The organism is Actinoplanes missouriensis 431, from assembly GCF_000284295.1.
GTDB classification, from domain to species: domain Bacteria; phylum Actinomycetota; class Actinomycetes; order Mycobacteriales; family Micromonosporaceae; genus Actinoplanes; species Actinoplanes missouriensis.
In genome coordinates this window covers 6,362,613-6,388,493 of the sequence record NC_017093.1, presented here as the reverse complement: position 1 = coordinate 6,388,493, position 25,881 = coordinate 6,362,613, and the positions used below count along the sequence as shown (strand labels likewise).

27 protein-coding genes and 1 pseudogene are annotated in these 25,881 nt (G+C 69.8%); 8 read left to right on the top strand and 20 right to left on the bottom strand.

Annotated elements, in window-relative coordinates:
* The first annotated feature begins 125 nt into the window (after window positions 1-125).
* A complete protein-coding gene (locus tag AMIS_RS29355) occupies window positions 126-953 on the top strand; it encodes a hypothetical protein (protein ID WP_014446073.1) in 828 nt (275 codons plus the stop codon).
* A 620-nt stretch (window positions 954-1,573) separates the two neighbouring features.
* On the opposite strand, the pseudogene AMIS_RS29350 reads toward AMIS_RS29355, so the two are convergent.
* The 11 genes and pseudogenes from AMIS_RS29350 to AMIS_RS29300 all read right to left on the bottom strand — a co-directional run.
* A pseudogene (locus AMIS_RS29350) lies at window positions 1,574-2,365 on the bottom strand (ABC transporter permease); the annotation flags it as partial.
* Window positions 2,346-3,161 carry a 2-aminoethylphosphonate ABC transporter permease subunit gene (locus tag AMIS_RS29345; RefSeq protein WP_014446071.1) on the bottom strand — a complete coding sequence of 272 codons (816 nt, stop codon included), beginning with the start codon at window positions 3,159-3,161 and terminating at the stop codon, window positions 2,346-2,348. The pseudogene AMIS_RS29350 and the gene AMIS_RS29345, both read right to left, overlap by 20 nt.
* On the bottom strand, window positions 3,158-4,195 hold the full coding sequence (locus AMIS_RS29340; RefSeq protein ID WP_014446070.1) for an ABC transporter ATP-binding protein: 1,038 nt from the start codon (window positions 4,193-4,195) through the stop codon (window positions 3,158-3,160). Before AMIS_RS29340 ends, AMIS_RS29345 begins: the two co-directional genes overlap by 4 nt.
* A complete protein-coding gene (locus tag AMIS_RS29335; protein ID WP_014446069.1) occupies window positions 4,192-5,196 on the bottom strand; it encodes a 2-aminoethylphosphonate ABC transporter substrate-binding protein in 1,005 nt (334 codons plus the stop codon). The genes AMIS_RS29340 and AMIS_RS29335 overlap by 4 nt, the downstream gene beginning before the upstream one ends.
* The gene (locus tag AMIS_RS29330; RefSeq protein ID WP_014446068.1) at window positions 5,193-5,852 is read right to left on the bottom strand and encodes a phosphonatase-like hydrolase; all 660 of its coding nucleotides are present in this window, start codon (window positions 5,850-5,852) and stop codon (window positions 5,193-5,195) included. Before AMIS_RS29330 ends, AMIS_RS29335 begins: the two co-directional genes overlap by 4 nt.
* Window positions 5,849-6,967, bottom strand: coding sequence for a TIGR03364 family FAD-dependent oxidoreductase (locus AMIS_RS29325; protein WP_014446067.1), 1,119 nt, complete (start codon window positions 6,965-6,967; stop codon window positions 5,849-5,851). The genes AMIS_RS29330 and AMIS_RS29325 overlap by 4 nt, the downstream gene beginning before the upstream one ends.
* A gap of 113 nt (window positions 6,968-7,080) precedes the next feature.
* Window positions 7,081-7,818: a GntR family transcriptional regulator gene (locus AMIS_RS29320; RefSeq protein WP_014446066.1), complete on the bottom strand. Its 738-nt coding sequence runs from the start codon at window positions 7,816-7,818 to the stop codon at window positions 7,081-7,083.
* Window positions 7,819-7,854: 36 nt separating this feature from the next.
* Window positions 7,855-8,043, bottom strand: coding sequence for a hypothetical protein (locus AMIS_RS29315; protein ID WP_014446065.1), 189 nt, complete (start codon window positions 8,041-8,043; stop codon window positions 7,855-7,857).
* Window positions 8,044-8,103: 60 nt separating this feature from the next.
* On the bottom strand, window positions 8,104-8,829 hold the full coding sequence (locus tag AMIS_RS29310; protein ID WP_014446064.1) for a hypothetical protein: 726 nt from the start codon (window positions 8,827-8,829) through the stop codon (window positions 8,104-8,106).
* Complete coding sequence (locus AMIS_RS29305; RefSeq protein WP_014446063.1) at window positions 8,826-9,491, bottom strand: NPCBM/NEW2 domain-containing protein; 666 nt, start codon at window positions 9,489-9,491, stop codon at window positions 8,826-8,828. Before AMIS_RS29305 ends, AMIS_RS29310 begins: the two co-directional genes overlap by 4 nt.
* Window positions 9,492-9,503: 12 nt before the next feature.
* A complete protein-coding gene (locus AMIS_RS29300) occupies window positions 9,504-10,004 on the bottom strand; it encodes an RDD family protein (protein WP_014446062.1) in 501 nt (166 codons plus the stop codon).
* Between the two features lie 437 nt (window positions 10,005-10,441).
* Between AMIS_RS29300 and AMIS_RS29295 the strand changes: the two genes are divergently transcribed.
* Both AMIS_RS29295 and AMIS_RS29290 read left to right on the top strand, forming a co-directional pair.
* On the top strand, window positions 10,442-11,362 hold the full coding sequence (locus tag AMIS_RS29295) for a DUF5995 family protein (protein WP_157435130.1): 921 nt from the start codon (window positions 10,442-10,444) through the stop codon (window positions 11,360-11,362).
* A gap of 70 nt (window positions 11,363-11,432) precedes the next feature.
* Window positions 11,433-12,521 carry a calcium-binding protein gene (locus AMIS_RS29290; protein WP_041830137.1) on the top strand — a complete coding sequence of 363 codons (1,089 nt, stop codon included), beginning with the start codon at window positions 11,433-11,435 and terminating at the stop codon, window positions 12,519-12,521.
* Here AMIS_RS29290 and AMIS_RS29285 read toward each other — a convergent pair.
* From AMIS_RS29285 to AMIS_RS29275, 3 genes are all read right to left on the bottom strand, one after another.
* Complete coding sequence (locus tag AMIS_RS29285) at window positions 12,511-14,073, bottom strand: methyl-accepting chemotaxis protein (protein WP_014446059.1); 1,563 nt, start codon at window positions 14,071-14,073, stop codon at window positions 12,511-12,513. The two genes, AMIS_RS29290 and AMIS_RS29285, sit on opposite strands and share 11 nt — an antisense overlap.
* Before the next feature lie 3 nt (window positions 14,074-14,076).
* Entirely contained in the window at window positions 14,077-15,144 is a 1,068-nt protein-coding gene (gene chvE / locus AMIS_RS29280; protein WP_014446058.1) for a multiple monosaccharide ABC transporter substrate-binding protein, read from the bottom strand.
* A 184-nt stretch (window positions 15,145-15,328) separates the two neighbouring features.
* Complete coding sequence (locus tag AMIS_RS29275) at window positions 15,329-16,039, bottom strand: VOC family protein (RefSeq protein ID WP_014446057.1); 711 nt, start codon at window positions 16,037-16,039, stop codon at window positions 15,329-15,331.
* 144 nt (window positions 16,040-16,183) lie between these two features.
* Here AMIS_RS29275 and AMIS_RS29270 point away from each other — a divergent pair, with 144 nt between their 5' ends.
* The 4 genes from AMIS_RS29270 (at window position 16,184) to AMIS_RS29255 (ending at window position 19,369) form a co-directional block, all read left to right on the top strand.
* Complete coding sequence (locus AMIS_RS29270) at window positions 16,184-16,486, top strand: putative quinol monooxygenase (RefSeq protein ID WP_041830136.1); 303 nt, start codon at window positions 16,184-16,186, stop codon at window positions 16,484-16,486.
* Between the two features lie 19 nt (window positions 16,487-16,505).
* On the top strand, window positions 16,506-17,249 hold the full coding sequence (locus AMIS_RS29265; protein ID WP_014446055.1) for an AraC family transcriptional regulator: 744 nt from the start codon (window positions 16,506-16,508) through the stop codon (window positions 17,247-17,249).
* 159 nt (window positions 17,250-17,408) lie between these two features.
* Window positions 17,409-18,662 carry an alkaline phosphatase gene (locus AMIS_RS29260; RefSeq protein WP_014446054.1) on the top strand — a complete coding sequence of 418 codons (1,254 nt, stop codon included), beginning with the start codon at window positions 17,409-17,411 and terminating at the stop codon, window positions 18,660-18,662.
* 137 nt (window positions 18,663-18,799) lie between these two features.
* On the top strand, window positions 18,800-19,369 hold the full coding sequence (locus AMIS_RS29255) for a hypothetical protein (RefSeq protein WP_041830135.1): 570 nt from the start codon (window positions 18,800-18,802) through the stop codon (window positions 19,367-19,369).
* On the opposite strand, the gene AMIS_RS29250 is transcribed toward AMIS_RS29255, so the two are convergent.
* The 6 genes from AMIS_RS29250 to AMIS_RS29230 all read right to left on the bottom strand — a co-directional run bounded on the left by AMIS_RS29250 (window position 19,308) and on the right by AMIS_RS29230 (window position 23,891).
* A complete protein-coding gene (locus AMIS_RS29250) occupies window positions 19,308-20,573 on the bottom strand; it encodes an amylo-alpha-1,6-glucosidase (protein ID WP_014446052.1) in 1,266 nt (421 codons plus the stop codon). The two genes, AMIS_RS29255 and AMIS_RS29250, sit on opposite strands and share 62 nt — an antisense overlap.
* Window positions 20,574-20,618: 45 nt before the next feature.
* Window positions 20,619-21,407, bottom strand: coding sequence for a class I SAM-dependent methyltransferase (locus AMIS_RS29245; protein ID WP_014446051.1), 789 nt, complete (start codon window positions 21,405-21,407; stop codon window positions 20,619-20,621).
* Between the two features lie 50 nt (window positions 21,408-21,457).
* Entirely contained in the window at window positions 21,458-21,757 is a 300-nt protein-coding gene (locus AMIS_RS29240) for a helix-turn-helix domain-containing protein (RefSeq protein ID WP_014446050.1), read from the bottom strand.
* A gap of 218 nt (window positions 21,758-21,975) precedes the next feature.
* Window positions 21,976-22,497: a hypothetical protein gene (locus AMIS_RS29235; protein WP_014446048.1), complete on the bottom strand. Its 522-nt coding sequence runs from the start codon at window positions 22,495-22,497 to the stop codon at window positions 21,976-21,978.
* Window positions 22,498-22,530: 33 nt separating this feature from the next.
* Window positions 22,531-22,803 carry a hypothetical protein gene (locus tag AMIS_RS43010; RefSeq protein ID WP_157435128.1) on the bottom strand — a complete coding sequence of 91 codons (273 nt, stop codon included), beginning with the start codon at window positions 22,801-22,803 and terminating at the stop codon, window positions 22,531-22,533.
* Window positions 22,800-23,891, bottom strand: a complete 1,092-nt coding sequence (locus AMIS_RS29230) for a hypothetical protein (RefSeq protein ID WP_041830134.1) — start codon at window positions 23,889-23,891, stop codon at window positions 22,800-22,802. The genes AMIS_RS43010 and AMIS_RS29230 overlap by 4 nt, the downstream gene beginning before the upstream one ends.
* Before the next feature lie 424 nt (window positions 23,892-24,315).
* Here AMIS_RS29230 and AMIS_RS29225 point away from each other — a divergent pair, with 424 nt between their 5' ends.
* Window positions 24,316-25,878: a glucuronyl esterase domain-containing protein gene (locus tag AMIS_RS29225; protein WP_014446045.1), complete on the top strand. Its 1,563-nt coding sequence runs from the start codon at window positions 24,316-24,318 to the stop codon at window positions 25,876-25,878.
* The last annotated feature ends 3 nt before the right edge of the window (window positions 25,879-25,881 follow it).

Sequence of the window (25,881 nt, the reverse complement as noted above, 5' to 3'; positions counted from 1 at the left end):
GCCGTTGTGCGGGGGCAGTCTTCCGTGGCGCCGAAACAGGGAGGTCGGAAATTTGTGAGTGGCTTTCGCGAAATGGGGGCGATAGTGATGCCACTTCGTAGTGGAGGATTCCCCGGAGTCATCGGATGAGCCTGCCCAGTGGCTCACCGGATCCTCTCCTGAGTTTCGGGGCTCGGATCGGCGCCTACCGCAATGTGGCGTGGCTCCTGCTCGCCTGCGGCGCGGGGCTGGCGTGGCTCGTCGGATTCGGACTCCGGAGCCCGTACCTCGGTTTGAGTGTCGCCGTTCTTCTGGTGTCCGCATGCATGCTGGGCGCGTCGGTGATTCTCTTTCGCCGGGCCTCCACGCCGATGTATAGATGGGTGTCCGCGGAATACATCTATCGATTCGATGCCGCTGACCTGCGCCGTCAGACGCAGACCATAAAGATAAGGATCCGCGCGAACCGCGACAATGTAAATCTCTTTCATAACACCTACCGCTGGACCGGCGTGGGAACCAGTACGGTCCGCGTGGCCAACGGGTCCCAGCGCATCTGCGAGACCAGGGAGAAGATCTCCGGGCGGCGGCACTACTACGTCCATCTCGACCAGCCACTCAGCAAGGGCGAAGAGACTCTGATCCACCTGGAGCAGGAACTCTTCGACGCCAGTGGGGAGTTCGAGCCGATCCTGGCGAAGATCGTCTCCAGTCCGCTGGCGAAGCTGACCTTGAAGGTCGTGTTTCCGAGCGATCAAGCGCCGAGGGCGATCGTGGCGAGGCGGTCCCGCCCGTCCCGGAAGCGTGCCGAGAGCTGGCGCACCATCGGTGCTGGTGGGCACGACGTGGACTGGTCGGACAACGGTGCGACGACGGAGGCCTGCTACTCGCCCGACTCGCCGAAGGTGGGCATCAGGTATGACCTAAGATGGGATAATTGGGGCAAATACCCTAGTTCGCAAGATGGCCGGTGATGCAGGCGTGCCAGGAAGTGGTTCAACGGAGGTAATGGCATGGAGAACTGATGATGCCGAGGAGGCTGCTGCCGGGAAATGGTGGCGGTACAGAGCATGTGACGGCCCGCCATCCGGGCCGTCACATGCGAACGTGGTTTCTTTATCCGGATCCGCAGATGCGAGAAATCATTCGTGGATCAATGCAGTGCCTTTCCGTTCACGGTGACGCTCCACCGGAGCCGCGCTCCGGTCAGCCATGCCGAAAGACTTTCATTAATTCATTTCCGGGGTGCCCCGGGCTGTCGCATGATCAACGCTTCCTCCCGAACCGAAGGGATTCCTCGAACAGAGGATCTATAGTAGCCCTCAAGTGCTAGCGGGAAGTAGACGCTCGGATGATGGTAAAAACCTTCCCGATGGTCAGCCTGACAACTTTCCGACACACCTGACTAGTGGGTTCGCAGACCGGGTGAGGTTTAGACCTGATACTCGTTGCCCCGCAGGGTTTCCGGGAGAGGCGGTGTGTCTCGGCGCCGTGACTCTGGTGACGACGGCGATCCCGAGAGCGGCCGCTGACGCATTCTCGACAGCGGCGTGGTGTTTAGAAACGCATTCGTCGCCGATGCCGAGAACCGCCGGGTGGCTCGGGGCCGGGCCAGCCTCCCCAGCACGAGCAGGAGCAGCAACGTCGCCGCCAGCAGCACCAGCGTCGCCGCCGAGGCGTCGAAGGTCTCGCCCCGGTCGGTCAGCGTGAAGACGGTGACCGGCAGGGTCCGCCAGTCCGGTGGATAGACCATGATGGTCGCTCCGACCTCGCCCATCGACAGCGCGATCGCCAGCGCCGCCGCCGCGGCCATCGCGGGCAGCAGCAGCGGCAGCCGGATCCGCCACAGCACCCGGGCCGGGTGGGCGCCGAGCGACGCCGCGACCTGGGCATACGACGGGTCGAGGCGGGACAGCGCGCCGGCCACGGTGCTGTAGGAGAACGCCAGCACCAGGATGACGTGGGCGGCCAGCACCAGCCAGCGAGTGCCGTTGAGCAGCAGCGGCGGCCGGCTGAACGCGACGAGCAGGCCGAGCCCGACGACCACCGACGGGATGGCGACGGGCAGGTGCAGCAGCGCGTCGGCCACCCGGCGCAGCGGGCGCGGCGCGGTGGACAGGGCGATCGCGGCCCACGTCCCGGCCAGCACGGCGAGCAGCCCGGCGGCGGCCGCGGTCTGCAGGCTGACCAGCAGGCTCGCCCGGTTCAGGCCGGTGAGGGCGGCCTGCACGTGGCCGGTGGTGAGGCCGCCGGGCAGCACGCCGTTCCACTCGGCGGCGAACGCGGCCGCCACCAGCACGGCGAACGGGGCGACCACGACGGGGACGAAGACGACGGTGAACGCGGCCCACACGGACCAGCGGCCGTTACGCGACCATACGAGCATTGGTGAACACCCAGCGGTAGAGACAGTAGAGGGCCAGGGAGAGGGCGACCTCGACGACCGCGACCACGCACGCGGCGGGGTAGTCGAACATGACGACGCCCTTGCTGTGCACGAGCATCGGCAGGGTGAGGACGTCCTTGGCGCCGATGAAGAGCACGATGCCGAACTCGTTGAGGGTCAGCAGCAGGCAGAGCGCGCCACCGGCGGCGACCGCCGGGGCGATCTCGGGGAGCACGATGCGGCGCAGCACCCGCCAGGGCCGCGCACCGAGGGAGGCGGCCACGTTGAGGCGCTCGGCCGGGAGCTGGCCGAGCGCGGCGAGGGCCGGGCGCATGACGAACGGCGTGTAGAAGGTGATCTCGGCGAGGATCACGCACCAGCGGGTGTAGAGGAAGTCGCCGAGCTGCAGGATGCCGGCCGCGCCGTAGAGGAACGTGAAGCTGAGCGCGATCAGGAACGACGGGAACGCGAGGATCGTGTCGACGGCCCGGGACACCGCGGTGGCGCCGGGGAACGGGACCAGGGCGAGCACGACCGCGAAGAACGTGCCGAGCACGACGCAGCCGGCGGTGGCCGCGACCGCGATCACCACGGTGTTGCCGAGCGCCCGGTGGAACTCGCCGGCCGAGAGCACGGCCCGCCAGATCTCCAAGGTCGGCACGCCCGGGGAGGAAGAGCCCGAGGAGGAAGAGCCTGAGGTGAACGACTGCCGGACCACGAGCGCGAGCGGGTAGATCAGGAACCCGCCGAGCAGGGCCAGGGGCGGAAGAACCCACAGCACACGGGTACGGGTCATCGCGCCACCACCGCCGCGCCGGTCGCGGGCAGCCGCAGCCGGATCGGCGAGCCGACCGGCGGCAGACCGTCGGCCGAGGGCACGTCGGCGTGCACCGCCATCCCGTCGACGAGGCAGGTGAGCCGGAACGTGGCGCCGCGCCACTGCAGCCCGGTGAGGGTCGCCTCCAGCCCGTCGTCGGCGACCACGAGGGTGTGCGGGCGGATCGCGACGCGCACGTCGGCGCCCTCGACGAGCGGGTCGGCGCTGGACGCGGTGAGCGTGACGCCGCCGATCCGGACCAGGCCGCCGGCGGAGACGACCGTGCCGGCCAGCAGGTTGGCGCCGCCCAGGAAGGAGGCGGTGAAGCTGCTCGGCGGCTGCTGGTAGAGATCGAACGCGGTGTCGACGTCGACGAGCCGGGCGTCGCGCATGACGGCGATCCGGTCGGCGAGCGTGAGCGCCTCGGTCTGGTCGTGGGTGACGTAGAGCATCGCCACGTCGGGCAGCTCGTCGCGCAGCCGGCGCAGCTCCTCCAGCAGGTCGGCGCGGAGCTGGGCGTCGAGCGCGGAGAGCGGCTCGTCGAGCAGCAGCACCGGGGGAGCGATGGCGAGGGCGCGGGCGATCGCGACCCGCTGCTGCTGGCCGCCGGAGAGTTCGCGGGGGTACCGCTTGCCGAAGCCGGGCAGCCCGACCAGCTCGAGCATGTCGGTGACCCGCTTCGCCGAGAACGAGCGCCGGGCGCGCAGGCCGAACGCCACGTTCTCGGCCACGGTCATGTGCGGGAACAGGGCGTACTGCTGGACGACCACGCCGAGTCCGCGCCGGTGCGGTGGCAGGCCCGTCACGTCCCGGCCGTTCAGCAGGACCCGGCCGGAGCTCGGGGTGAGGAACCCGGCGAGGGCTTTGAGGGCGGTGGACTTGCCCGATCCGGAGGGGCCGAGCAAGGCCACCGTCTCGCCGGCGGCCACGTCGAGACTGAAGTCGTCGAGGGCGGTGACCGCGCCGTATCGGACCTGGACGCGGTCGAACCGGACCGCCGGCTGCTCGGTCATGAGAGTCCGAGCGCTTTGTTGTAGGCCGCGATGTCGGCGTCGTTGTCGGCGAGGATGCGGGTCCAGTCCGGCTGCCAGATCTCGACGCCGTCGAGGATCGAGGTGTCGCCGGGCTTCACGTCGCCGCGGGCCGGGAAGCCGTAGGCCTGGGCGGCGATCTGCTCCTGGGCGGCCGGGGTGAGCAGGAAGTCGGCGAGCTTCTTCGCGTTGCCGGCGTGCGGTGCTCCGGCGGCGACGCCCATCACGTACGGCAGGGCGAAGGTGGACGGCTTCTCCCCCGTACCGGAAGGGAAGAAGATCTTGAAGTGGGATTTGTCGTTGTTGATGGAAGCGAGGTTCATCTGGACGTCGCCGTTGGCCACATAGATCTCGCCCTTGCTCACCTTGGGCTGCAGCTTGCCGGTGGACGACGACGGGCCGACGTTGTTGGCCTCGAGCTTCCTGAGGTACTCCAGGGCGCCGTCCTTGCCGAGCACGTGCTGCAGGTGCAGCAGCACGGCGGTGCCGTCGCCGGCCTGACCCGGCGTGGAGTACTGCAGCTTGCCCTTGAGCGACGGGCTGAGCAGGTCGTCGAAGGTCTTCGGCGGTGTACTCAGCGACGACGGGTTGTAGATGAAGCAGAGGTAGTTGTTGACCACCGGCGTGTAATCGGCGGCGGCCCCTGTCACCTGGTCCGCGCCGGCCGGGGTGTAGGCCTGCAGCAGCCCGTCCGCGGACGCCTTCTGAATGTAGGGCGGCAGCGTGACGACCAGGTCGGCCTGGACGTTGGTCCGCTCCTTCTGCAGCCGGGAGACGATCTCGCCGGAGCCGGCCTCGATGGTCTGCACCGTGATGCCGGTCTGCTTCTCGAACGCGGCGAACTGCTCGGTGTACCAGTCGCCGAGCCCGTCGGCGGTGTAGAGCGTGACGGTCCGGTCGCCCTCGGCGGCGGTGGACCCGGTCCCGGATCCACAGCCCGCCAAGATCAAAACCGAGACAAGAACGGCGAGGGTACGTCTCATGACTGCTCCCAAACGGACGGAAGTTCGCGAATCGAGGAGAGGACGTGCGTCGCTCCGGCCTCCCGGAGCGCGGCCGCGTCGTGGGCGCCGGTGAGCACCCCCGCCACGACCGAGGCGCCGGCGCGCAGGCCGGTGCGGATGTCGGAGGTGGTGTCGCCGGCGGTGGCGACGGCGCGGACGTCGTCGGCGCCGAGCCGCAGCAGCGCGGTCAGCACCAGGTCGGGGTAGGGTCGCCCGCGTCCGGCCTCGGCCGGGGTGAGGGTCAGGTCGGCGAGGTCCCGCCAGCCCAGCGCGGAGAGGATCCGGTCCGCGGTGGGCCGGGAGAACCCGGTGGTCAGGCAGGTGCGGATGCCCGCGGCGCGCAGGTCGCGGATCAGCTCGGCGGCGCCGTCGATCGGCGTGCAGAGATGGGCGAGGTCGTCGTACGCGGCCTCGAACGCGGCGTTGAGCCGCTGGGCATGCTGCTCGTCGCCGCCGGTGAGGTGCCGGAACACCGTGATCTTGGATTGGCCCATGGTGTCGAGGACGTACTGCCGGGCCGCGTCGGTCTCGGCCACCGGCGCGGACGCCAGAGCGGTGTCGAAGGCCCGCAGCACCAGTCCGTCGTCGGCGACGGTGGTGCCGGCCATGTCGAGGACCACCAGTTGGATGCTCACCAGCTCATCTCCGTCGCGGTCTGCTCGGCGATCGCGGGGGAGCAGGTCATGCCGCGTCCGCCGGGTCCGGTGACGAGCACCGCGTTGCCGGCGATCCGCTGCCGGTGCACGACCGCCGCCGGGTCGGTGCACTGGGCGTAGACGCCGTGCCAGCGCCGCCGGATCGGTGGCAGGTCCCGGCCGAGCAGCCCGGAGGCGACCGTGATCAGGTGCTCGTAGGGCTCCTCGACCTGGTCGAACGGGAACGGCTCGGCGTACGCGTGGGTGTCGCCGATGGTCAGCCCGCCGTCCAGGCGCTGCACCATCAGCAGCTGCATGGCGTGGGTGGCCGCGACCGGCGGCTGCGGCTGGCCGGTGACCAGCGCGTCGAGCTGCGGCCCGCGGAACGCCGGGTAGTAGCGGAAGCTGTCGGCGTCGGCGACCGAGGTGGTCAGCGGCTCGCCGAGCGGGGCGGTCTGCGCCATCTGCAGCCAGACGCGGCGCACCGGCAGCTCGGGGACCAGTTCGCGGACCAGACCGGAGAGCGTCGCGCCGGTGGTGAGGACGACCAGGTCGCCGGTGTGGTGGGTGCCGTGGTCGTCGCGTACCCCGGTGCCGGTGAGAGCGCGCGCCTCCCGGCCCGGAACCCACCGGTAGGCGCCGGTCGCGCCGAGCACGGCCCGCAGGGCCGGAAGCGCGACGCGGGACTCCACCGCGCCGTCGCGCTCGCACCACAACGCCGCCGCGAAGTCCCCGCGCAGCGCCGGGTTGATCTTCCGGGCCTCGGCGCGGTCCACGATCCGGAAGCCGCGGGCAGCCGCGTGCGGACCGTCTGCCGCGGCCTGCGCCACGGCGATTTCTTCGGGGGTACGGCAGAGCGTGAGCGACCCGTTCCCCCGGAACCCGATGCCCGGCACCTGGTCGCCGATCCGCTCCCAGAGCTCCCGGGCCCGCAGCGCCGTCTCCAGTTCGGCGCCGGGCGCCCGGCCGGACACCCAGACCAGGCCGAAGTTGCGGACCGAGGCGCCCCGGGCCTCGGCCTCCCGCTCGATCTGTACCACGTCGTGGCCGCGCTGGACGGCCTGCCAGGCGTGCATGGTGCCGAGCACCCCGCCGCCCACGATGATCACTCGCATCTGATCTCCCTTGCTCTGGGAAGAGCTTCAGAGAGATCGGCGACTCGCGCGTGCAGGCAGCATGACGCGACGGTGAACGAACCTCAAAGGTTCGAACCTTTAATAATCTCGGATCAGCCCGTCAGCCGGGTGACGAAACCGATCCGGTCGCCGCGGTAGAGCGAGCGCACCCGCTCGATCGGAACACCGTCCTGATCAGCGGAGACGCGCTGCATGAGCAGCATCGGCTGGGCCGGGTTGGTGTTCAGCAACTGGGCCTCGCGAGGGCTTGCCAGGACCGTCTCGATGCGTTCGGTGGCCTGTGCGTACCGGACCTGGTAGCGGTCCGCGACGTGCCGGTAGAGCGAACCGGTCGCATCCCAGCCGTCCATCAGGTCGCCGAACCGGCCGGCCGGCAGATAGGTGCTCTCCAGGCCGAGCGGCTCGTCGTCGGCGAGCAGCACCCGTTCCAGGTGCAGCACCTCGTCGGCCGGGTCGATCGCCAGGTCGCCGGCGAGCGAGCCGGCCGGGAGGCGCTCCTCGGTGATCAGGCGCCGGCTGGGCACGTGGCCCATCTCGCGCAGCGCCTCGGTGTAGCTGGACAGGCTCAGCGGCTGGATCAGCTTGGGTGAGGCGACGAAGGTGCCCCGGCCGCGATGGGCGCGCAGCCGCCCCTCCATGGTGAGCTCCGAGATCGCCTGGCGCAGGGTGGAGCGGGCCACCCCGTACGCCGCCGCCAGGTCCCGCTCGGCCGGCAGCAGCGCGCCCTCGCCTAGTTCGGCCAGCAAATTCTGGAGCTGGGTCTTCACCGTGTAGTACTTGGGCACCCTGCCGTGCTCGGGCACCCCGCCGCGAACCGCATCGACCGTCACCGGGCCGACCCTACCGAAGGGCCGGCCCGATGATCGTCAGGAGACGCGCAGGTCGTCGATGACCCAGTTGCAGCCCGCGAGGGCCGGCGGGATGCCCGTCTCGTCGACCCGGGTGCGCAGCGCGAGGCTGTCGAACGCGTCGGTGGGCCGGGCGGTGACGCTCGTGCCGTCGATCGCGGCGGCGCCGCTCGTGCCCGGCGCGGGCGGGGTGACGCCGAAGTGCACGGGTGGTGCCGGGGCGGCGAGAGATTGGGTGACAGGTCCGGACCAATAGCGCCGCGGTGTCTACTGCGGCATGTCCCAGGCCTTCAGGGTGAGGTTGAGGACGACCGTCTCCCGGTCGACCGAGATGGAGTCGACGGTGACGAAGACGATCTTCTGGGTCACGCCGTTCGCGGTCGCCTTCTTCTGGTCGGTGACCAGGCAGAGGGTCATGCCCTGGGTCGGCGCGATCGGGGAACGGCCCGGGTCGGTGCGAATGGTCTCGAGGCAGTCGAACGGGGTCGCGGACGGGCCGGACACCGTGGCCATCGCGAGATTGGTGACGATCTCACCAGGCGCGTTGCAGCCCTGGACGCCGAACTCGGAGAGGAAACGCGCTTCGCCGGCCACCCGGGGTTCGTCCAGGTCCACCGCCATGAAGTTGCCGTTGCAGCCGACCGAGCGGGCCCGCAGGTGCTCGCCCTGGTAGGCAACGGTGTAGTCGGCGGTGGGGCTGATGTCCGCGGGCGTCGTCGCGGCGCCGGACGGCTGCTCCGGGTCGGGCGTCGCCGACGCGGGATCGGTGGGCTCCGGGGTGGGCGGCTCGCCGGTCGCCTCGGTGGTGGGCGCGACCGCGACAGGTTTGTCGTTCGCCTGCTTCGCCAACGCGGAGGCCTCGTCGCTGCGGCCCAGCGCGATCGCCGACAGCGTGACGCCGGCCAGCCCGACGACCAGGGAGAGGGCCGCGACCACCAGCGTGATCACCAGCAGGTATCCGCGGTGCTTCGGGGGAGACTGCGGATCGGTCACCGGGTCGTCCCCCTTTTGTCCAGCCGGGGTTCCGTGATCGTCAATTCGCTGAGCCGGGACTGGCAGGTCAATTCGATGCGCATTCTGCTAACTCCGTCGAGCGGCACGTGGGCGGTTTCGGATTCGCCGTCGACCAATGTGTGCACGGTGGCCTGACGATCGTCGGCGAAAATCTTCATCTGGAGTTGCGAATCGCCGTCCGGTGCTTTCGTGACGGCGATTCTCGCGGTGAACGCCGTGTATCGGGCGGCCAGGTCGTACTGGACGGAACGCTGCCTGTCGTTCGACTGGCCGCTGGCGCAGGGCATCGCCAGATTCCCGCCGGTGACCCGGATCTTGTCGCCGCCGATCTCCGGGTCGAGCGTGGTGAGGCCGACCTGTCCGGCGGCGGCCGTGGTGGTGGTGGTCGTCGGGGTGGTGGCCGCCGTGGTGGCATCAGCCAGAGCCGGGGTGGTGACGGCGGTAGCCGGTGGCTCGGGCGGCCCGTCCGGGGAATGCGGCCGGATCCAGGCGAAGTAGGCGATCACCAGGGCGGCGATCGCGACGCTCGTGCTGATCCCGCCGAACACCACCTGCATCCAGGTGGAGGCCGACGCCGCCACGGAGGCGTCGTCCGGCGCCGGAGCGGCGTGCCGGGCCTGGCCGAGTCCCCGATCGGGCATCGTCGTGGGTGCCTAGACGTGCCGCACGACCGAGGTGGCCATCCGGTCGTGCAGGGTCCGGGTGCCGGCGCCGAGGATCATCAGGGCGTCGACCCAGAAGTACACGCCGAGCGTGCACATGCTCAGCACCGTGCCGAGCAGGCCCTTGATGCCGAGTTCGCGCAGCGCCATCCGGGGCCAGTCGAAGGGCTCGCCGGTCGCCGCGTCGACGACCACGAAGCCGAGCAGCTTCTTGCCCGGGGACTGCCCCTGCGACCAGGTCACCATCGACCAGGCGAACCAGCCGATCCAGAGGGTGACCACGACCAGCACGACGTCGAGCAGGACCGCGGCGAGCCGTCCGCCGGGGGAGACGAGCGGCATGCTGATCGCGGGGGTGGTGTACTGCGCCGGGTGGGCCGGCGGGGACCAGGGCTGCACGGCCGCGTGGGCCTGGCCGCCGTAGGAGGGCCATCGCGCCGAGGCGGGCGCCTGCGAATACGGATCGTTTCCGGGTACGGGTGATTCGTTCATTGCCGGCAGTCCTTCTTCCGCATCCGGGGGAGACCACGATTCCACTGAAGATCACATCGTTCGTGATGATCACAATGGACCTTTTCTCGTGGAGGCCCACATTCGCGGAATATTCGCCGGAGGGCAATCAGACGCACGGGTGGCCGGCTCGTACTCTCGGACGATATCGGCTGCCCCTTTTCTCCGAACGGAATTCACTTCTTCGCGCGAACGGCCACTCGCCCACCGCGCCCATGCACCGGTCGCCGGCGCCCGCGCAGCGGCCCGGAGCGGGCAACTGGTCGCGCGGCTGCCACGGGACGTGGGTCGGCCGTACCCGAAAGGGTCTTAAGGTCTTGTGTGGAGGAAGACAGTCGTCTATCCGACTGGGTGGGGGCCGAATATGGGATGCCCCGGCGGGGCGGTGGCACCGACCATGAGGTGTGAATTTCGATCGCGTGCAAGTTGAGGCCAGCGCTGAGCGGCTGCGCGAGTGCCGCCGGCGCATCGAGGCCTCCGTTCCGGAAGTGGTCAACGGGTGGACGCCCGCGGAGCAGGCCATGGCGGACGCCTGCCGGACGCCGCCGGAGGACATCGCCGGTGTGGTGGAGCGGCTCAAGCTGCTGCAGACGATTCTCGACACGTTGCCGCCGAGCCCGGCGAAGAACCGGGTGGGGCAGTTCAACGCGCTGTACCTGACCATCACCGAGCGGGTCGCCGCGCACCTGCTCGGCAGCGAGGTGCACGACAAGAAGTGGCTCGAGGTGCTCGACGTCGAGTTCGCCCGGCTCTACTTCACCGCGCTCTCCTCCTGGGGCGTGCCGGGCAAGGACACCCCGGACGCGTGGGAGGTGCTGTTCCGGCGTGCCCACACCGACACGATCAGCACCCTCGAAGCGGCGGTGCTCGGTGTCAACGCGCACATCAACCACGATCTGTCGCTGGCGCTGATCGAGACGTGGAAGAAGATGGGCTACCCGGGCGACGGGCCGCAGCACCCCGACTACCTGCTGGTCAACAAGATCTTCTACGAGGAGATCCCGCCGCTGCGCCGCCGGTTCGCCACCGCCTGGCAGATGGAGATCGACAAGTGCGTCGGCGAGCTCGACGACTGGAGTCAGCGGGTCCTGGTCCGTACCACCCGGGCGATGGCGTGGGAGCAGGCCGAGCGGCTCTGGGAGCTGCAGGACGACGATGACGACTACCGGCGGGCCTGCATGGTGATGGACCGGGTCGCGGCGATCGCGGGGGAGACCCTTCTGCGGGGTACGGGCATCGTCCGCGTCCTGTGGCTGACCGTGCGAGCGACCGCGGCAGGCGTGTGGCACCGGCTCCGGGGGCGGCGGACCCCGCGTCAGCTGGAGGCGGCGCGACGGTAGCCGGAGCCCCTATGATCTTGGCACCGTGTGGCGATCGATGCCACCGGATCCGTTCGGGGGAGGATCCCACGTGCCACGCCACATCCGGGCCGGTCTCGGCCTGACCCTGCTCACCACGCTCACCACCGGCGCCTTCGCCGTGCCCGCCTTCGCCGCCTCCACCGGCGTGGTCACGGTCGTGGAATCGACGGTGGTGCGCTACAAGGCGGCCAAGGGCAAGCAGAACGCGGTCGTCGTCACCCGGTCCGGCAGGACGATCACGGTCGACGACCGGGTGGCGATCACCGCCGGCAAGGGCTGCAAGAAGGTCAAGGGCGACAAGACCAAGGTCAGGTGTACGACGAAGAAGGCGCCCACCCGGGTGCGGGTCTACACCTACGACCGCAACGACACGATCGTGAACCGGACCGGTCTCGGATCGACGCTCGACGGCGGCACCGGCAACGACAAGGTCACCGGTGGCCCGCGGGCGGACATCCTGCGCGGCGACCGCGGCGCGGACCAGCTCTGGGGCCTCGGCGGCAACGACCGGCTCGAGGGCGGCAACGACGCCGACAAGCTGTACGGCGGGGACGGCAAGGACTGGATCGAGGACGGTTACGGCAACGACCTGGTCCGCGGTGGCAACGGTGACGACTACGTCTTCAGCGGCAGCGGCAACGACCGGTTCCACGGTGACGCCGGCACCGACTGGTTCGCGCTGAACGAGCCGATCAAGGGCAGTTACCCGACCGACAACGACTACGTCTCCGGCGGCAGCGGCGGCGACACCGTGCACTACTGGTACCAGTCGCCGGTGACCGTGGACCTGGACGGCGCGACCGGCGACGACGGGATGAAGGGCGAGCGCGACACGATCGCCGCCGACGTCGAGGGTCTGGTCGGCGGCGCCGGCAACGACCGGCTGACCGGCAGCAACGGCGACAACTCGCTGGAGGGCGCGGCGGGTAAGGACGTCATCCACGGCCTCGGCGGCCGGGACCGGATCGACGGGCAGCAGGGCGCCGACACGATGTACGGCGGCGCCGGCCCGGACTACCTGATCGGCGACGACTCGGTGGACGGCAACGCCGCCGACCTGCTGGACGGCGGCGCTGACGACGACGCGTGCGACCTGTTCCCGAAGGACACCGCGGTCAACTGCGAGACTAAACTCTGAACCGCGCGACGAGCGTCTGCAGCTCGTTCGCCATCGTGCTGAGCTCGCCGATCGCCTGACGCGACTGGGTCATGCCCGCGGTCGTGCTCTCCGACGCGGACGCCAGCCCGGCCACACCGCCGGCGATGTCACCGGCGCCGTCGGCCACCGCGGTGATGCTGCGGTTCATCTCGGCCGTCGTGGCGGTCTGTTCCTCCACGGCGGCCGCGATCGTCGCCTGGTGATCGTTGATCTGCTCGATCACCGCGGTGATCTGGCTGATCGCCTCCACCGCGCCGGCCGTGTCCGCCTGGATCGCGGCGACCCGGCGGGTGATGTCCTCGGTGGCCCGCGCGGTCTCCTGGGAGAGGTCCTTGACCTCGCTCGCGACCACCGCGAACCCCTTGCCGGCGTCACCGGCGCGGGCCGCCTCGATCGTCGCGTTCAGCGCCAGCAGGTTCGTCTGCTCGGCGATGCTGGTGATCGCCTGGACCACGCTGGCGATCTCCGCCGACGAGGTGCCCAGCTTGTCGATGTGCGCGCTGGTGGACCGGGCCACCGCGACCGCCTGGTTGGCGACCTGCGCGGCCTGCGCGGTGCTCTGCGAGATCTCCCGGATCGACTCGGCCATCTCCTGCGCGCCGGCCGCGACCGCTCCCACGTTCGCCGAGACCACGGCCGCCGTGCCGGACACGTCGCGGGCCTGCTCGGAGGAGCCGCGGGCGGTGTCGGCGATCGCGCCGGCCGTGGACGTCATCTCCTCGGCGGCGGTGGCCAGGGTGCGTGCGGAGGCGGCGGCCTGCGCCACCACGGTACGCATGTTGGCCTGCGCCTCGTCCAGCGCCCGCGCCATCTGTCCCACCTCGTCGCCGGACGTCACGTCGGCGGTGACCGTGAGGTCGCCGCCGGCCATCGCGCCGAGCGCCGTGCGGACCCGCTGCAACGGCCGGGTGATCGAGGTGACGATGATCCGGGCCAGCACGCAGAGCAGGATCGCGGCGGCCAGAGCGGTGCCGAGCAGGATCAGTTGCGCCCGGTCCCGGCTGGTCGCCGCGTCCGCCTCGGCCTGCGCGATCGTGGACGCGAACAGCGCGCGCTCGTTGGCGAGCACCGCACTGGTCAGGTAGTTGTCGACGTCGATCTGCTCCCAGGCCAGCCGGGCCGACGCCTGGTCGGCCTCGGCGCCGGCGACGTAGCGTGCGACGACGTCGCTGTAGTCGGTGTAGGCGGTGCGGATCCGGGTGACGGCGGCGTCCAGCTCACTGGGCAGGGCGACGCCGTCGAGCTGGTCGAGCAGCGTGCCCGCCTGCTTGAGCTGGGCGTCCAGCAGCGCGGCCTGCGTCTCCGGGTCGTCCCGGGTGATCGCCTGCAGGCCGTTGACCTTCAGATCGCTGGCGATCCGGTCCAGGCGCAGCACCAGGGCGCTGGCGGTGTTCAGGTTCGCCAGCCGGTCCGAGGTGTCCGAGGCGACGTGGTTGGTGTAGAGCGTGACGCCGACGCAGGTGCCGACGGCACACAGGCCGGCCGTGACCAGCCCGGTGAGCTTCGCCCAGACGGGAGTGTTGCTCAGCATCGCTCATGCTCCGATCTGGGCGGCGGTGTAGTAGCCGCCGTCGACGAGGACGCGCTGGTAGTTGGACTTGTCGACGTTCACCGGCTGCAGCAGGAACGTGGGCACGGTCTTGACGCCGTTGTCGTACTGTTCGGTGTCGTTGACCATCGGCTTCTCGTCGCTGAGCAGCGCGTCGGTCATCTGCACGGCGACCTTGGCGAGTTCGCGGGTGTCCTTGTAGACGGTCTCGGTCTGCTCGCCGCTCGCGATCAGCTTCACCGACTCGAGCTCGGCGTCCTGCCCGGTGATCACCGGCAGGTCGGCCTTGGCCTCGGCGAACGCGGCCAGGATGCCCCGGCTGATCCCGTCGTAGGGGGAGAGCACGGCGTCGACGTCGCTGTTCTTCGCCAGCAGTGCGGCCATCCGCTTCTGCGCGACCGCCCCGTCCCAGCGCATCGTCGCGACCTCGGCGAACTTCGTCTCGCCGCTGCGGACCTTCAGAACACCCTTCTTGATGTACGGGGTGAGCACGCTCATCGCCCCGTTGAAGAAGAAGGTCGCGTTGTTGTCGTCCGGTGAGCCGGCGAACAGCTCCAGGTTGAAGGTCTTCTTCGTCGACGTGAGCTTCAGGGCGTCCACGATCGCGGTGCCCTGCTCGACGCCCACCTTGAAGTTGTCGAACGTGGCGTAGTAGTCGACGTCGCCGCTGTCCCGGATCAGCCGGTCATAGGCGATCACCGGGATGTCCGCGCGGGCCGCCTTGCCGAGCACGCTCTTCAGCGCGGTGCCGTCGATCGCCCCGACGACCAGAGCGCTCACCTTCGCGCCGATCATCTCGTCGATCTGCTTGACCTGCACGTCCACGTCGTCGTCGGCGTACTGCATGTCGGTGCCGTAGCCGAGCAGCTGGAACTGCTTGACCATGTTGTCGCCGTCCGCGATCCAGCGCGACGAGGCCTTGGTCGGCATGGCGAGCCCGATCGTGCCCTTCGCCGGGGCCGCAGCCGCCGCCGCGTCATCGCTGCTGCCGCAGCCGGCCGTCGCGGCCAACAGGGCCACTGCCGTGCCCAATGCCGCCCACCGTGTGAACACCGACGCCTCCGAGGTCGCACCTGTTCCGTCGGCGTGCTGATCGGCAGCCGGGATGGCGGGTTTAGGCGACCACTCCGCGAATCGTGAACATCACCGAGTGTGACCCGTTGTCGGCGTTCCCGGCGCGTGGCCGGCCCGGCGTCACCGTGCGCGGTGCCTACGTATGGAATTCAGGGGCCCGGGATCAGTCCCAGCAGAGGCAGAACGGCTTTCCCGCCGGATCGGTGTAAACCCGCCAATTCTCCCCCTCCTCGGGGAGCCTCGTCGCACCCAGCCTCAGCGCCCCCTGCTCCGCGACCTCGACGTCATCAACCGTCACATCCAGGTGGAACTGCTGCGGATACGCCGGGTCCGGCCACCGCGGCGCCCGATAATCCGCCACCTGCTGGAACATGATCGGCTGCGCGCCCTCTTCGCCGATCATCGCCATGCCGTCGCCCGAATACGTGACCGGCTTCCCCAGCAGCTCGGCGTAGAACCCGCTCAGCTCCTTCGCGTCCGGGCAGTCCAGCATGACGCCCATCAGCGTCGGCTCCGGGTTCGCCGGGAACAGGCACAGGTCGAACGGGTGGCCGGCCGGATCGGCCAGGGTGTGCCAGTTCTCGTTCTCGCGCAGCGGGGTGGCGCCCAGCTCCACCGCCCGTGCCGCGCCGGCGGCGAGGTCGGGCACGCGCAGATCCAGGTGGGCCTGTTGCGGCCGTTCCGGGTCGGGCCATCGCGGGGGTACGTGGTCCGGGCTGCTCTGGATCGCGATCCGCCACCCGTCGCCGGTCTGCAGGCCGATCCACTCGTCGTCCGTGTACCGCTCGGTCCACCCGCCGAGGGCGGTGTAGAACGCGGCCAGTCGCCGGATGTCCGGTGCGTCGAGCACCACCGTGCGCAGCGTGCCGATCATCGAGGGCTCCCTCCGAGGTCGTCACCGCCCATCATGCCGGGAACGGGCCGCGTCGGCAGACCCGAGCGTGAACCTGTCCGGCCGGCGGGAGCCGGCGCCACCACCGTCGGGTGAGGATCGATCCATCACATGAAGGAGGCACGAATGTTCATCGCCATCGTCGATTTCGCCACCGCGGCCGGTGACCGGGCGGCCGCGCTCGCCCAGCTCGACCGGGAGGGCGAGCAGGTCCGGGCCATGCCGGGCAATGTCGCGTTCCGGGTCTACGCCGCCCGGGACGACCGGAACCACGTGACCCTGGTGCACGAGTGGGCGGACGAGGAGTCGTTCGCCGGCTATCAGCGATCGGAGTCGTTCGCCCGGTCGGGGGCGGTGCTGCGGCCCCTGATGAGTGAGCCGCCGGTCAGCCGGAGGTTCCGGGCGGAGCTGGTGGAGACGGTCGGCTGACTCCTACGATCGGTCTCCGATGACACCGGTGGCGTACAGCTTCGTCCGCACGTTCCCGCGTGAACCCGCCCGCGAGCTGTGCGTGGACCGGCACTACCTGCTCTGCGCCTCGGCGGGGGCGTTGCGGCTCGAGGCCGGCGGGCAGTCGTGGCTGCTGCCGCCGGCCCGGGCCGCGCTGATCGAGGCGGGCCGGGCGATCCGGGTGAGCATTCCGCAGCCGGTCACCACCGCGTCGGTCCTCTTCGATCCCGCGATCACGCCGAGTCCACCGGCGGCGCTGACGGTGTTCGACCTCAGCCCGCTCGCCCGCGCTCTGCTCGCCGAGTGCTCCGAGATCAAAGACCCTTCCCAGGGGTACGGGGTAACCCTGTTCACCACCCTCGCCGCCGTCACGTGGCGGCTGGCCGAGCGGCCCAGCCCGGTCGTCGTGCCGGCCGGTTCGTCCCCGGAGCTGCGGCGCGCCCTGCTCCTGACCGAGGAGCGCCTCGGTGAGCAGGTCCGATTCGAGCAGATCGCGGAGCTGGTCGGGCTGGCGCCCCGGTCGCTGGCCCGGCGCTTCGCCGACGAGACCCGGATGACGTGGCGGGACGTGCTGCGCCGGATGCGGGTGCTGCGGGCGATCGAGGAGCTGGCGGCCGGCGACACCCCGATCACCCGGATCGCCTTCGCCGTCGGGTACACCTCGCTGTCGGCGTTCAACGCGGCGTTCCGCCGGCTCACCGGCCGTACCCCGACCGAGTACCGGTCCAGCTTCCGCCCGTGACACACGACCGCGCGCCCGGCCAGAGTGGTCAGGCCTGCTCGGCAGGCTCCCGCTTCGCCGGGACCGAGCGATCAATCGTGGTGTGGCGTTTACTGACATCGACGCCCATCCCTGCGGGGGCGGGCCTCCCGATACATCGCTGATGCTGTAGGAGGAGACATGCAGGTTCGCACTGTGCGCTGGCTCGCGGCGCCGGTCGTGGCGGGAATGGTGGCGGCCGCCGGGCTCAGCCTGGTCAACCCGGTGACCGAGGCCGGCGCGGGGAAGCCGAGACCACCCGCGGTCAAGAACGTCATCTTCATCAACGGGGACGGCATGGCCGCCGCCCACCGCGAGGCCGCCCGCCTCTACTACGCCGGTCTCGACGGGCAACTCACGATGGACCGGCTCCCGGTCTCCGGCCAGCTCACCACCAGCCCGGACGACCCGGAATCGGCGATCACCGACTCGGCGGCCGGGGCGAGCGCGTGGGCGACCGGCGTGGCCACCTACAACGGCGCGATAAGCGTCGACCCGGACGGCAACCCGCTGCCGGTCCTGGGCGCGGAGGCGAAACGGGCCGGCAAGGCGACCGGGCTGGTGACCACCGCGCAGGTCACCGACGCGAGTCCGGCGGCGTTCTTCTCGAACTCACTCGACCGCGCGGCGCAGGACGACATCGCCAGGCAGTACCTCGAGGCCTCCAAGCCAGACGTCATCCTCGGCGGCGGCGAGGACTGGTGGCTGCCGGCCGGCACCCCGGGCGCCTACCCGGACCAGCCCGCCGAGGACCCCACCGAGGGCAGCCGGGGCACCAAGGGCAACCTGATCGCGCAGGCGCGGGCCGCCGGCTACCGATACGTCTCCACGCCCGCCCAGCTGGCCTCCGCCGGGCGGGGCAAACTGCTCGGCCTCTTCGCCAACCAGGAGATGTTCCAGCAGCGGGCCGAGGGCGAGGGCGACGTCTACGACCCGGTGGTCAGCCTCTCCACGATGACGAAGAAGGCCCTGGAGAACCTCTCCACCGACCGGGACGGTTTCTTCCTGCTGGTCGAGGAGGAGGCGGTCGACGAGTTCGCGCACCGCAACAACGCCCGCCGTACCCTGCAGGCGATGGGTGAGCTCGACAGGGCGGTCGCGGTGGCCCGGGCGTACGCCGCCAACCACCGGGACACCCTGGTCGTGGTGACCGGCGACCACGAGACCGGCGGCCTGGCCGTCGAGGACGTGGACGCCGACGACGAGTCGGTCGCCGAGGACGGGCCGTTCCCGGTCAAGGGCACCGGCTTCGAGTTCTTCATCGACTGGACGACCGACGGTCACACCGGCCAGGACGTCCCGGTCACCGCGTTCGGCCCGTACGCCGAGCGGTTCACCGGCAAGCACCCGAACACGTATGTGCACGAAGTCCTTCAACCCCTTCTGACGTCATAGGTACGACGGTGGGCACGCTTGGCGCGTGCCCACCGGTCGAAGGCTGTCGAATCATGGACTCAACCCGGCGCGCACGGGCACCGGCATGCGACCTTGCGGGAGTTGACCAGCATCGAGCGGCCAGGTCGGAGCGTCCCATGACGATCGCTGAAAAACCGGTGGGCGACAAGGCACCTCTCGCGGAGAGCTTTGCGATCGCCGAATACGAGAGTCTGCGCACGGAGATTCTCAAGCTCATCGAGATGCAGGGCCAGCTGATCGCGCTCACCGTGGTGGCGTTCGGAACGGTGCTTTCCGTCGGCTTTCAGGCGAAGAATCCGGCCATCGTCCTGGTCCATCCGATCCTGGCGCTCATTCTCGGCGTCTCCTGGATGAACCACGCCCACAGCGTGTGCCGATGCGCCGCGTACATCCGGGAGAAGGAGGAGATCGTCGGCGACAAGAGGCGATTCGGGTGGGAGACGTTCGTTCAGGCAAACCCCTTTCCGAAGTACCGCATCGGCTTCTGGGGCGTGCGAGCGATCTTCGCGATCAGCGCGCTCATCGCGGTGGTGGCAAGCCTTGGTGTGCGGCCGCCGCACGGGCCGGTGATCGCGCTGTTCGTGCTCGCGTGCCTGGTGACAGCTGTGCTGTTCTGGCTCTCCTTCACGTGGAAGGAAGGCTCCAGCGGCCACGATGCCCGAAGAAAACCGGTGCCTGACGAGTGACCGCTTCCGCCGCGTACAGGAACATTCCCGCCGACCAGCTCTGCCGCTGATGACCCATCGGGCGCCCGGACAGGCCGTGGAACCACTCGTTGAACTCCCATTCCTGGTCGCGGCCCTCCCGGTTCATCAGGGCGAGGCGCAGCAGCGCCGTCTCCGCCTCGTCCGGCCGCTTGGCCGCGACGAGCGCGGCCACATAGAACCCGCCGAGGAATGGCCACGCCCCGCCGTTGTGGTACTGGTGCGGGTAATTGAGGTTGTACAGCCGGTAGTACTCCCGCCAGTCCTTGTCGGCCTCGGTGATGGGCGGCCAGCACGCCTTCACCGGCCACGGCTCGTCCAGGCCCACCCCCCGGGCATAGTCCAGGATGCGATCGGCCTGTGAGCTGTCGGCCACCCCGAAGAGAATGGCCAGGAGGTTTCCGAGGGTGTCGAAGCGGTCCCCGAATTCTCGGAAGGCCATGTAGGGCAGATAGTAGGGGCGATGTCCCAGCACGGTGTCCACCAGCTGTGTCGGGTACTCCCATTCCAGCCTGTTCTCGTGGATCCACGTCGTGTCGCGTTGCACCTCCGGACCGACCCAGAGCAGCTGATTGATCCGGAACCGGATGCCTTCGGCCCGAGTGTCGAACTCGTCCCCGTCCCGGCCGTTGCGCCGAGCTATCGCCGCCATGCAACGGTTGGCCGCGTACCACAACACGTTGGGCAGCAGCGAGTTGTAGCGGTTGGCGAACAGGTCCGCCCAGTCCATCGACTCGTGGACCTCCAGCAGGCCGCACTCGTTGACATCCTGGTGCTCGAGCCAGCGGTAGGCGCGGGTGACCGTCTCATCGGTCGCCGCGTCGGTCTCGTCGCCGAGAACGTATTGGGCGACGATGTACCACAGCGAAGCGTCGACCGCGCCGGCGAACATCGTGTCGGCGACCAGTTCCGCATCCGGGTCCGGAGCGTAGACATGGTTCGGGATCCGGCCGAGACGGGACTGCATGCGCCCGGCTGATTCCATCGACCGGCGCAGCAGCCGCCGCCCGGCCTCGTCACCGATCGCCGCCAGCCCCAGCCCGGTGATCACCGCGTCGCGGACCCAGACCTGGGGGTACGCGGCGCCGCCTGCCCGCATTCCCGCCGCTCCCACATTGTCATGGACCAGCGCGAACGCTCTGTCTCTCGCCCGGTCCACAGTCGCCTGGTCAGCGGCGTTCAGCATGGTTGGCAGCGTATCGCCCGCCACGCCCTCGTGGGCACCTGTCGATCAATCGTCTCCGGAAAGCGTGGCGGGGTTCTCGGAACTGCGGCGGGCCAGGTGGACGAAGACATCCGCGGTCAGCTCCACGGTCTCCGGCAGCACGTCCGCGATGCGGCGGAACACCTCGGCGCGCGGGGCGGGCGGGATTTCCAGGTACGCCGAGACCGTCGAGAGGTGACCGAGAAACCCCTCCGCCGTCATCGTCACGCGCCGCTCGATGACGTGCTGCCGGACGTCGGTGAACAGTGGTGACCGTTCCAGTTCGGTGCCGGGCCACTGCATCGCGGCGTCCGGTCCGGTGCCGTCCGGGGAGGGAAACTCGTCGCTCTCCAGGAACGGCGCGCGGGCCGACCGGACGGCCCTTTCGACACCCGCGTCGGTGAGCTGCAGCGGCCCGCCGAAGACGGCGACCACGCCGTCCGGCGCGAGCAGGGACGCGACGCGCTGCCAGCGGCCGTCCGGGTTCGTCCAGTGCAGGGCGGCGGCCGCGTAGAAGAGGTCGTAGTCGCCGGTGGTCAGATCCTCGAACGCCGCCCGCAGCGGAATGACATCGGAGGGTACGTGCCGGCGCAGCTCCGTGAGCATCGCGGGATCCGGTTCGGTGGCCGTCACGGTGACGCCGTTGGCGGCGAGGAGGCGGGTGGCCTTCCCGGTGCCGGCGCCGATCTCGACGGCGGTGCGGATCGGGTGGCCCGCGTAGCCGGCGATCAGGTCGTAGAGCGGTTGCGGGTAGTCGGGGCGGTAGCGCTCGTAGGCTTCCGCGACAGTTCCGAAGGTGAGCGCACGAACCGGCATGCCGCGAATCCTGACATGGCCGGGAGCGGGGCGCGCGCCTATTTGGCCGATCAGGCCGCGTCGCTGCGCGGCTCGAAACCGACCTTGAGACTCAAGTCCAGTGCGGTAGCCAGCCGTTCCAGCACGACGAGTGTCGGAACTGTTCCGCCCGCCTCGAATCGCGCGACCGCGGACTGCGTCATTCCCGATGCCGTCGCCAACTGGGTCTGGCTCCACCCTCGGCGCTCACGGAGCTCCCGGACGGAACGACCGAGCTCGAACGCGAGCCGCGCGGCGTCATACGCCTCAGCGGCACCCGGCTCAGCCATTCGCTGTTCCCGCATCGCGGCCCAACTGCCACCTTCGCTCATGTTCTAGCCTTCCTCGTTCACGACCGTGTGTGCCTCGTCTATGCACCGCGCCAATGCCTTGCGCGCCCGGTCGATCTCCCGTTCATCCCGCATCCGCGTCTTGTGGAACACCGTCAGGAGAATGATCCCCCCAGCCACTTCTGCACCTCCGGCTCCAGTTCGACAGCACCCCAGGCCATAGCAGCAATGCTATACCACGGCTCGGCGAAAGCCCTCCGTCAGGCCGCGTCGTACTGGGCCAGCAGGGCGGCTCTGGTCTCGGCCAGGTAAGGCTCGATCTGCGTCACCCGGACCAGGCGGATCCCGGCCGGGGCGAACCCGTTGGCGCTGATCACGATCGGCGGCGAGGCCGCCTGCCAGCCCACCCCGTCGGGCCAGAGGTCGAAGCGCCGAGCCTCCCCGTCCACCTCGACGATCAGATCACCGGGCGGATCCAGGACCGGGATGTCCACCTCCCGGGGATCCCGCGTCTCCAGAGCCGCCGCCATCCGCTGCTCGGTCACCACCTCCGCCACCGGCCCGGTCGTCGTGATGACCTCCAGCCAGGGACCGGCGCCGAAGCGGAGCGCGCCGGTGGTCAGCCGGTCGTTCGTCCACGACCAGGACCCGATCCGCCGCGGACCGGACCAGCCGACCGGCTCGTAGAGCGTCAACGCCCCGGCCGCCTGCCTGATCGTCGTCAATTTCCGGTCGACCGTTGCGGTGAAGGTGGCCCGGTCCAGCCGTGCCGCGAACCTCATCCCTCATGATGGCATTCCGGAGCCTTACGCTGATCAGCTCGGCGGGGCGGCGGCGCGGGCGGCGCCGACCTCCCCGAGCAGCACCGGGATGTGGTTCACGACCGAGTCGACGGCGCCGAGCGTCAGGCCGATCACGGGACCGATCGCCGGCCAGGGGATACGGGCGCGTTTCGGAGGCATGGCGATCATTCTGGTGGGGCGTTCCAGCGGGACGGACCGCCCGTCGCCGTAGGTCGCGCAGCGGCCGGGACGGACCGCCCGGGTCGCGTGGCAGCCCGGGGAGGCGCGGTTTCCGGGGAGGGTCAACGGCGTACCGGATGGGGGGTGGAGCGGAAGCGGATCTCGTAGATCGGGCGGTAGCGGTCGTCGAGGAGCGTGATCAGGCTCAGCAGCAGGACGAAGAAGAGCGCGACCGCCGGGTGGAGGTCGCCGCCGGTGCGCGGCAGGAGCCAGTCGGCGAGCCAGACCAGACCGACGTTGATCAGGGCGCGGACGGTGAACGCGGTCAGCACGCTCTCCACGCTGCGGGCCGCGCGGGCCGAGGCGAGGCTGATCGCGGCGTTGACCACGACGAATGCGGTGGTGACCAGGACGCGCTGGTCGTTGGTGAAGGTGGCGCTCGGCAGCACCTGGGCGTAGATGATCCAGATCAGACTGACCAGGGCGACCTTCTCCAGGGTGCCGACCGACCAGAGCCTGCCGTGCTCGGCGACCCAGCGGTTGCGGTCGGCAACGGTGAGCGTTCCGGTCGGCAGCGGATCGGCGGCGACGTGCCAGGACCAGTCGGGCCGCGGCTGTCGAGGGCGGATCACGAACCAGTAGACGAGACCGATCGCGATCAGCGCGGCGACGACCGCCGGGCCGAACCAGGGCACGTCGGCGACCATGTCGGTGAAGTCGAGCTGGGCGACGTGGATCCACCACTCCTGCGGCAGCTTTATGAAGATCCAGATGACGGCGGCCGTGGTGATCCAGGACTTGAGGGTGACGCGGGCCGGGTTCCAGAACAGGCGGTAGGCCTCGTAGGCGATGAAGAAGTACTCGAACGTGTTCGGGAAGACCATGAGCAGCGCACGGGAGTCGGTCAGCTCGAACGCGACGACGCCGGCCAGGCGGTAGAAGTAGAGGAACGTGCCCACCTGGACGGCGGGGCGGCCGGCCCAGTTGCGCATCGTGGAGAGATAGGCGATCGCCAGGTAGTAGACGTCCATCGCCTTGTCGTAGCCCTGATAGCCGGGCGGGTCGAAGCCGAACGACTGAAAGACGGTCTGGTCGACGGCGTCGAGGACGAGCGCGGCGACGACTGCGGGGAGCGGGTAGCGCGGGATCAGGAGCGGGACGAGAAAGCGCGCGCCGACGACCAGCAGGAACACGAGCGTCGCGGTGGTGGTCATCGATGCCGCCTCTCGCCGGGGCTCCATCGCATCAGATCGGCCGGGCCACCGGATCATCCCGCCGGCATGAATCGACCGATGCGCACACTGAAGCTCAGCACCGAAACTATCGGAGACACAAAACAACCTTCATGAGGTACGCCGGGGAACGCCGCACCCGGTGATCCCGAAAATTCCGGTCCGTCCTCGGAAGTTGTTGACACAATGTGGCCACCGTCGAATACTCGGGGCATCGACAAGTATCTGTCTTGTCGGGCATCGGCGATCCCGGTGCAGGCTCATCCCCACGTCGTCCGGCGCCCGTCCTGTCCGCGGTCGCCGGCGGTCGCCGCCTGCGCCGGGGTCGCTTCACCGCCCCAGTGAAGTTCGGCCCCAGTGAGGTTCGTCCCCAGAGAGGTTCATCCCCCACTCGAGGAGGCTTGTCATGTGGCGAAGAGCCGCGTTGACACTGGTCATCGCCGCGGCCGTGACGGTCGTGGCACCGCTCGGAGCCGCGGCGGCCCCGGTCGAGGACGACGGCGCCGGCTGCCCCGCACCCGCGCTGCCGGACGCCGGCGCCCTGCCGTCGATCACCAAGCTGCCCGACCCGTTCCGGCGCCTCGACGGCACCCGGATCGGCTCGGCGGCCGACTGGCGCTGCCAGCGCAACGAGACCAGGAGACTGGCCGAGAAGTTCGTCTACGGCGAGAAACCGGGCCGCCCGTCGAGCGTCAGCGGCACGGTCTCCGGATCGAGCATCACCGTGAACGTCAGTCACAACGGGCGCAGCAGCAGTTTCTCGGCGGGTGTGGAACTGCCGAGCGGGACCGGGCCGTTCCCGGCCGTCGTCGTCCTCGGCGGTTTCGGCGCCGACACCGGCACGATCAAGGCGGCCGGCGCCGCGGTGATCAAGTACGACCCCTACGCGGTCGGCAAGGAGGGCACCGGGCGGGCCGGCAAACAGGGCGCGTTCTACAGCATCTACGGCTCGACCAGCAGCACCGGCCTGCTCGCGGCATGGGCCTGGGGCGTCAGCCGGATCATCGACGTGCTGGAGCAGTCCGGCGGCTCGATCCTGCGGGCCGACGCGACGGGCGTGACCGGCTGCTCGCGGTTCGGCAAGGGCGCGTTCGTGACCGGGGCGTTCGACCAGCGGATCGCGCTGACCATGCCGATCGAGTCCGGCAGCGCCGGAGTGCCGATCTTCCGGGGGATTCCGGGGGAGGGGGCGCAGAGCCTGAGCAGCGCCTACGGTGAGCAGCCGTGGCTCGGTGACGCCTTCGGATCGTTCACGTCCAGCCCGGCGCGGCTGCCGGTGGACACCCACTCCGCGATCGCGATGATCGCCCCGCGAGGGCTGTTCATCATGGACAACCCGCACATCGCGAACCTGGGGCCGAAGTCGGCGAGTGTGGCCGCGCTGGCCGGGGCGGAGGTGTACAAGGCGCTCGGAGCGGGGGAGAACATCACGTACTGGTCGGACGTGCAGGACGGCAGTCACTGCGCGAATCGGCCGGAGTGGCGGGAGCCGTTGCAGCGCACCATCCAGAAGTTCCTGCTCAAGACCGGAAGTCATGGCGGGGCGATGCGGATCTCGAGCCGCGCGGCCGGGAACCTGGTGGAGTGGCGGGACTGGACGACGCCGGTGCTCGGGTCGGCGCCCTCATCCCCCGTACTCTCGTCTTCCGTACCCTCGTCTTCCGGTCCTTCGTCTTCTCCCGGTCCTTCGTCGCCCTCCGGCAGTTGCTCGACCACCTACACCCAGGGTCAGCAGTGGTCCGACCGGTTCAACCTCACCGTGACCGTGACCGGAAGCAGTACCTGGATCGTCACCGCCAGCGCCGCCGCGCCACAGCGGTTCCAGAACAGCTGGAACGCGAACGTGACGCTGAGCAACGGCAACACCGTGCTTGGCGCGCGCCCGAACGGCAGTGGCAACACGTTCGGCTTCACGGTGATGCACGGCGGCAACTGGTCCTGGCCGCAGATCAGCTGCCGGGTCGCGTGACGT

Bases quoted from the DNA above. Each gene is read 5' to 3' on its own strand.
- AMIS_RS29355 (WP_014446073.1), top strand. From the start codon at position 126: ATGAGCCTGCCCAGTGGCTCACCGGATCCTCTCCTGAGTTTCGGGGCT.
- AMIS_RS29345 (WP_014446071.1), bottom strand. From the start codon at position 3,161: ATGACCCGTACCCGTGTGCTGTGGGTTCTTCCGCCCCTGGCCCTGCTC.
- AMIS_RS29340 (WP_014446070.1), bottom strand. From the start codon at position 4,195: ATGACCGAGCAGCCGGCGGTCCGGTTCGACCGCGTCCAGGTCCGATAC.
- AMIS_RS29335 (WP_014446069.1), bottom strand. From the start codon at position 5,196: ATGAGACGTACCCTCGCCGTTCTTGTCTCGGTTTTGATCTTGGCGGGC.
- AMIS_RS29325 (WP_014446067.1), bottom strand. From the start codon at position 6,967: ATGCGAGTGATCATCGTGGGCGGCGGGGTGCTCGGCACCATGCACGCC.
- AMIS_RS29305 (WP_014446063.1), bottom strand. From the start codon at position 9,491: ATGCCCGATCGGGGACTCGGCCAGGCCCGGCACGCCGCTCCGGCGCCG.
- AMIS_RS29300 (WP_014446062.1), bottom strand. From the start codon at position 10,004: ATGAACGAATCACCCGTACCCGGAAACGATCCGTATTCGCAGGCGCCC.
- AMIS_RS29285 (WP_014446059.1), bottom strand. From the start codon at position 14,073: ATGCTGAGCAACACTCCCGTCTGGGCGAAGCTCACCGGGCTGGTCACG.
- AMIS_RS29275 (WP_014446057.1), bottom strand. From the start codon at position 16,039: ATGATCGGCACGCTGCGCACGGTGGTGCTCGACGCACCGGACATCCGG.
- AMIS_RS29270 (WP_041830136.1), top strand. From the start codon at position 16,184: ATGTTCATCGCCATCGTCGATTTCGCCACCGCGGCCGGTGACCGGGCG.
- AMIS_RS29265 (WP_014446055.1), top strand. From the start codon at position 16,506: ATGACACCGGTGGCGTACAGCTTCGTCCGCACGTTCCCGCGTGAACCC.
- AMIS_RS29260 (WP_014446054.1), top strand. From the start codon at position 17,409: ATGCAGGTTCGCACTGTGCGCTGGCTCGCGGCGCCGGTCGTGGCGGGA.
- AMIS_RS29255 (WP_041830135.1), top strand. From the start codon at position 18,800: ATGACGATCGCTGAAAAACCGGTGGGCGACAAGGCACCTCTCGCGGAG.
- AMIS_RS29250 (WP_014446052.1), bottom strand. From the start codon at position 20,573: ATGCTGAACGCCGCTGACCAGGCGACTGTGGACCGGGCGAGAGACAGA.
- AMIS_RS29245 (WP_014446051.1), bottom strand. From the start codon at position 21,407: ATGCCGGTTCGTGCGCTCACCTTCGGAACTGTCGCGGAAGCCTACGAG.
- AMIS_RS29240 (WP_014446050.1), bottom strand. From the start codon at position 21,757: ATGAGCGAAGGTGGCAGTTGGGCCGCGATGCGGGAACAGCGAATGGCT.
- AMIS_RS29235 (WP_014446048.1), bottom strand. From the start codon at position 22,497: ATGAGGTTCGCGGCACGGCTGGACCGGGCCACCTTCACCGCAACGGTC.
- AMIS_RS29230 (WP_041830134.1), bottom strand. From the start codon at position 23,891: ATGACCACCACCGCGACGCTCGTGTTCCTGCTGGTCGTCGGCGCGCGC.
- AMIS_RS29225 (WP_014446045.1), top strand. From the start codon at position 24,316: ATGTGGCGAAGAGCCGCGTTGACACTGGTCATCGCCGCGGCCGTGACG.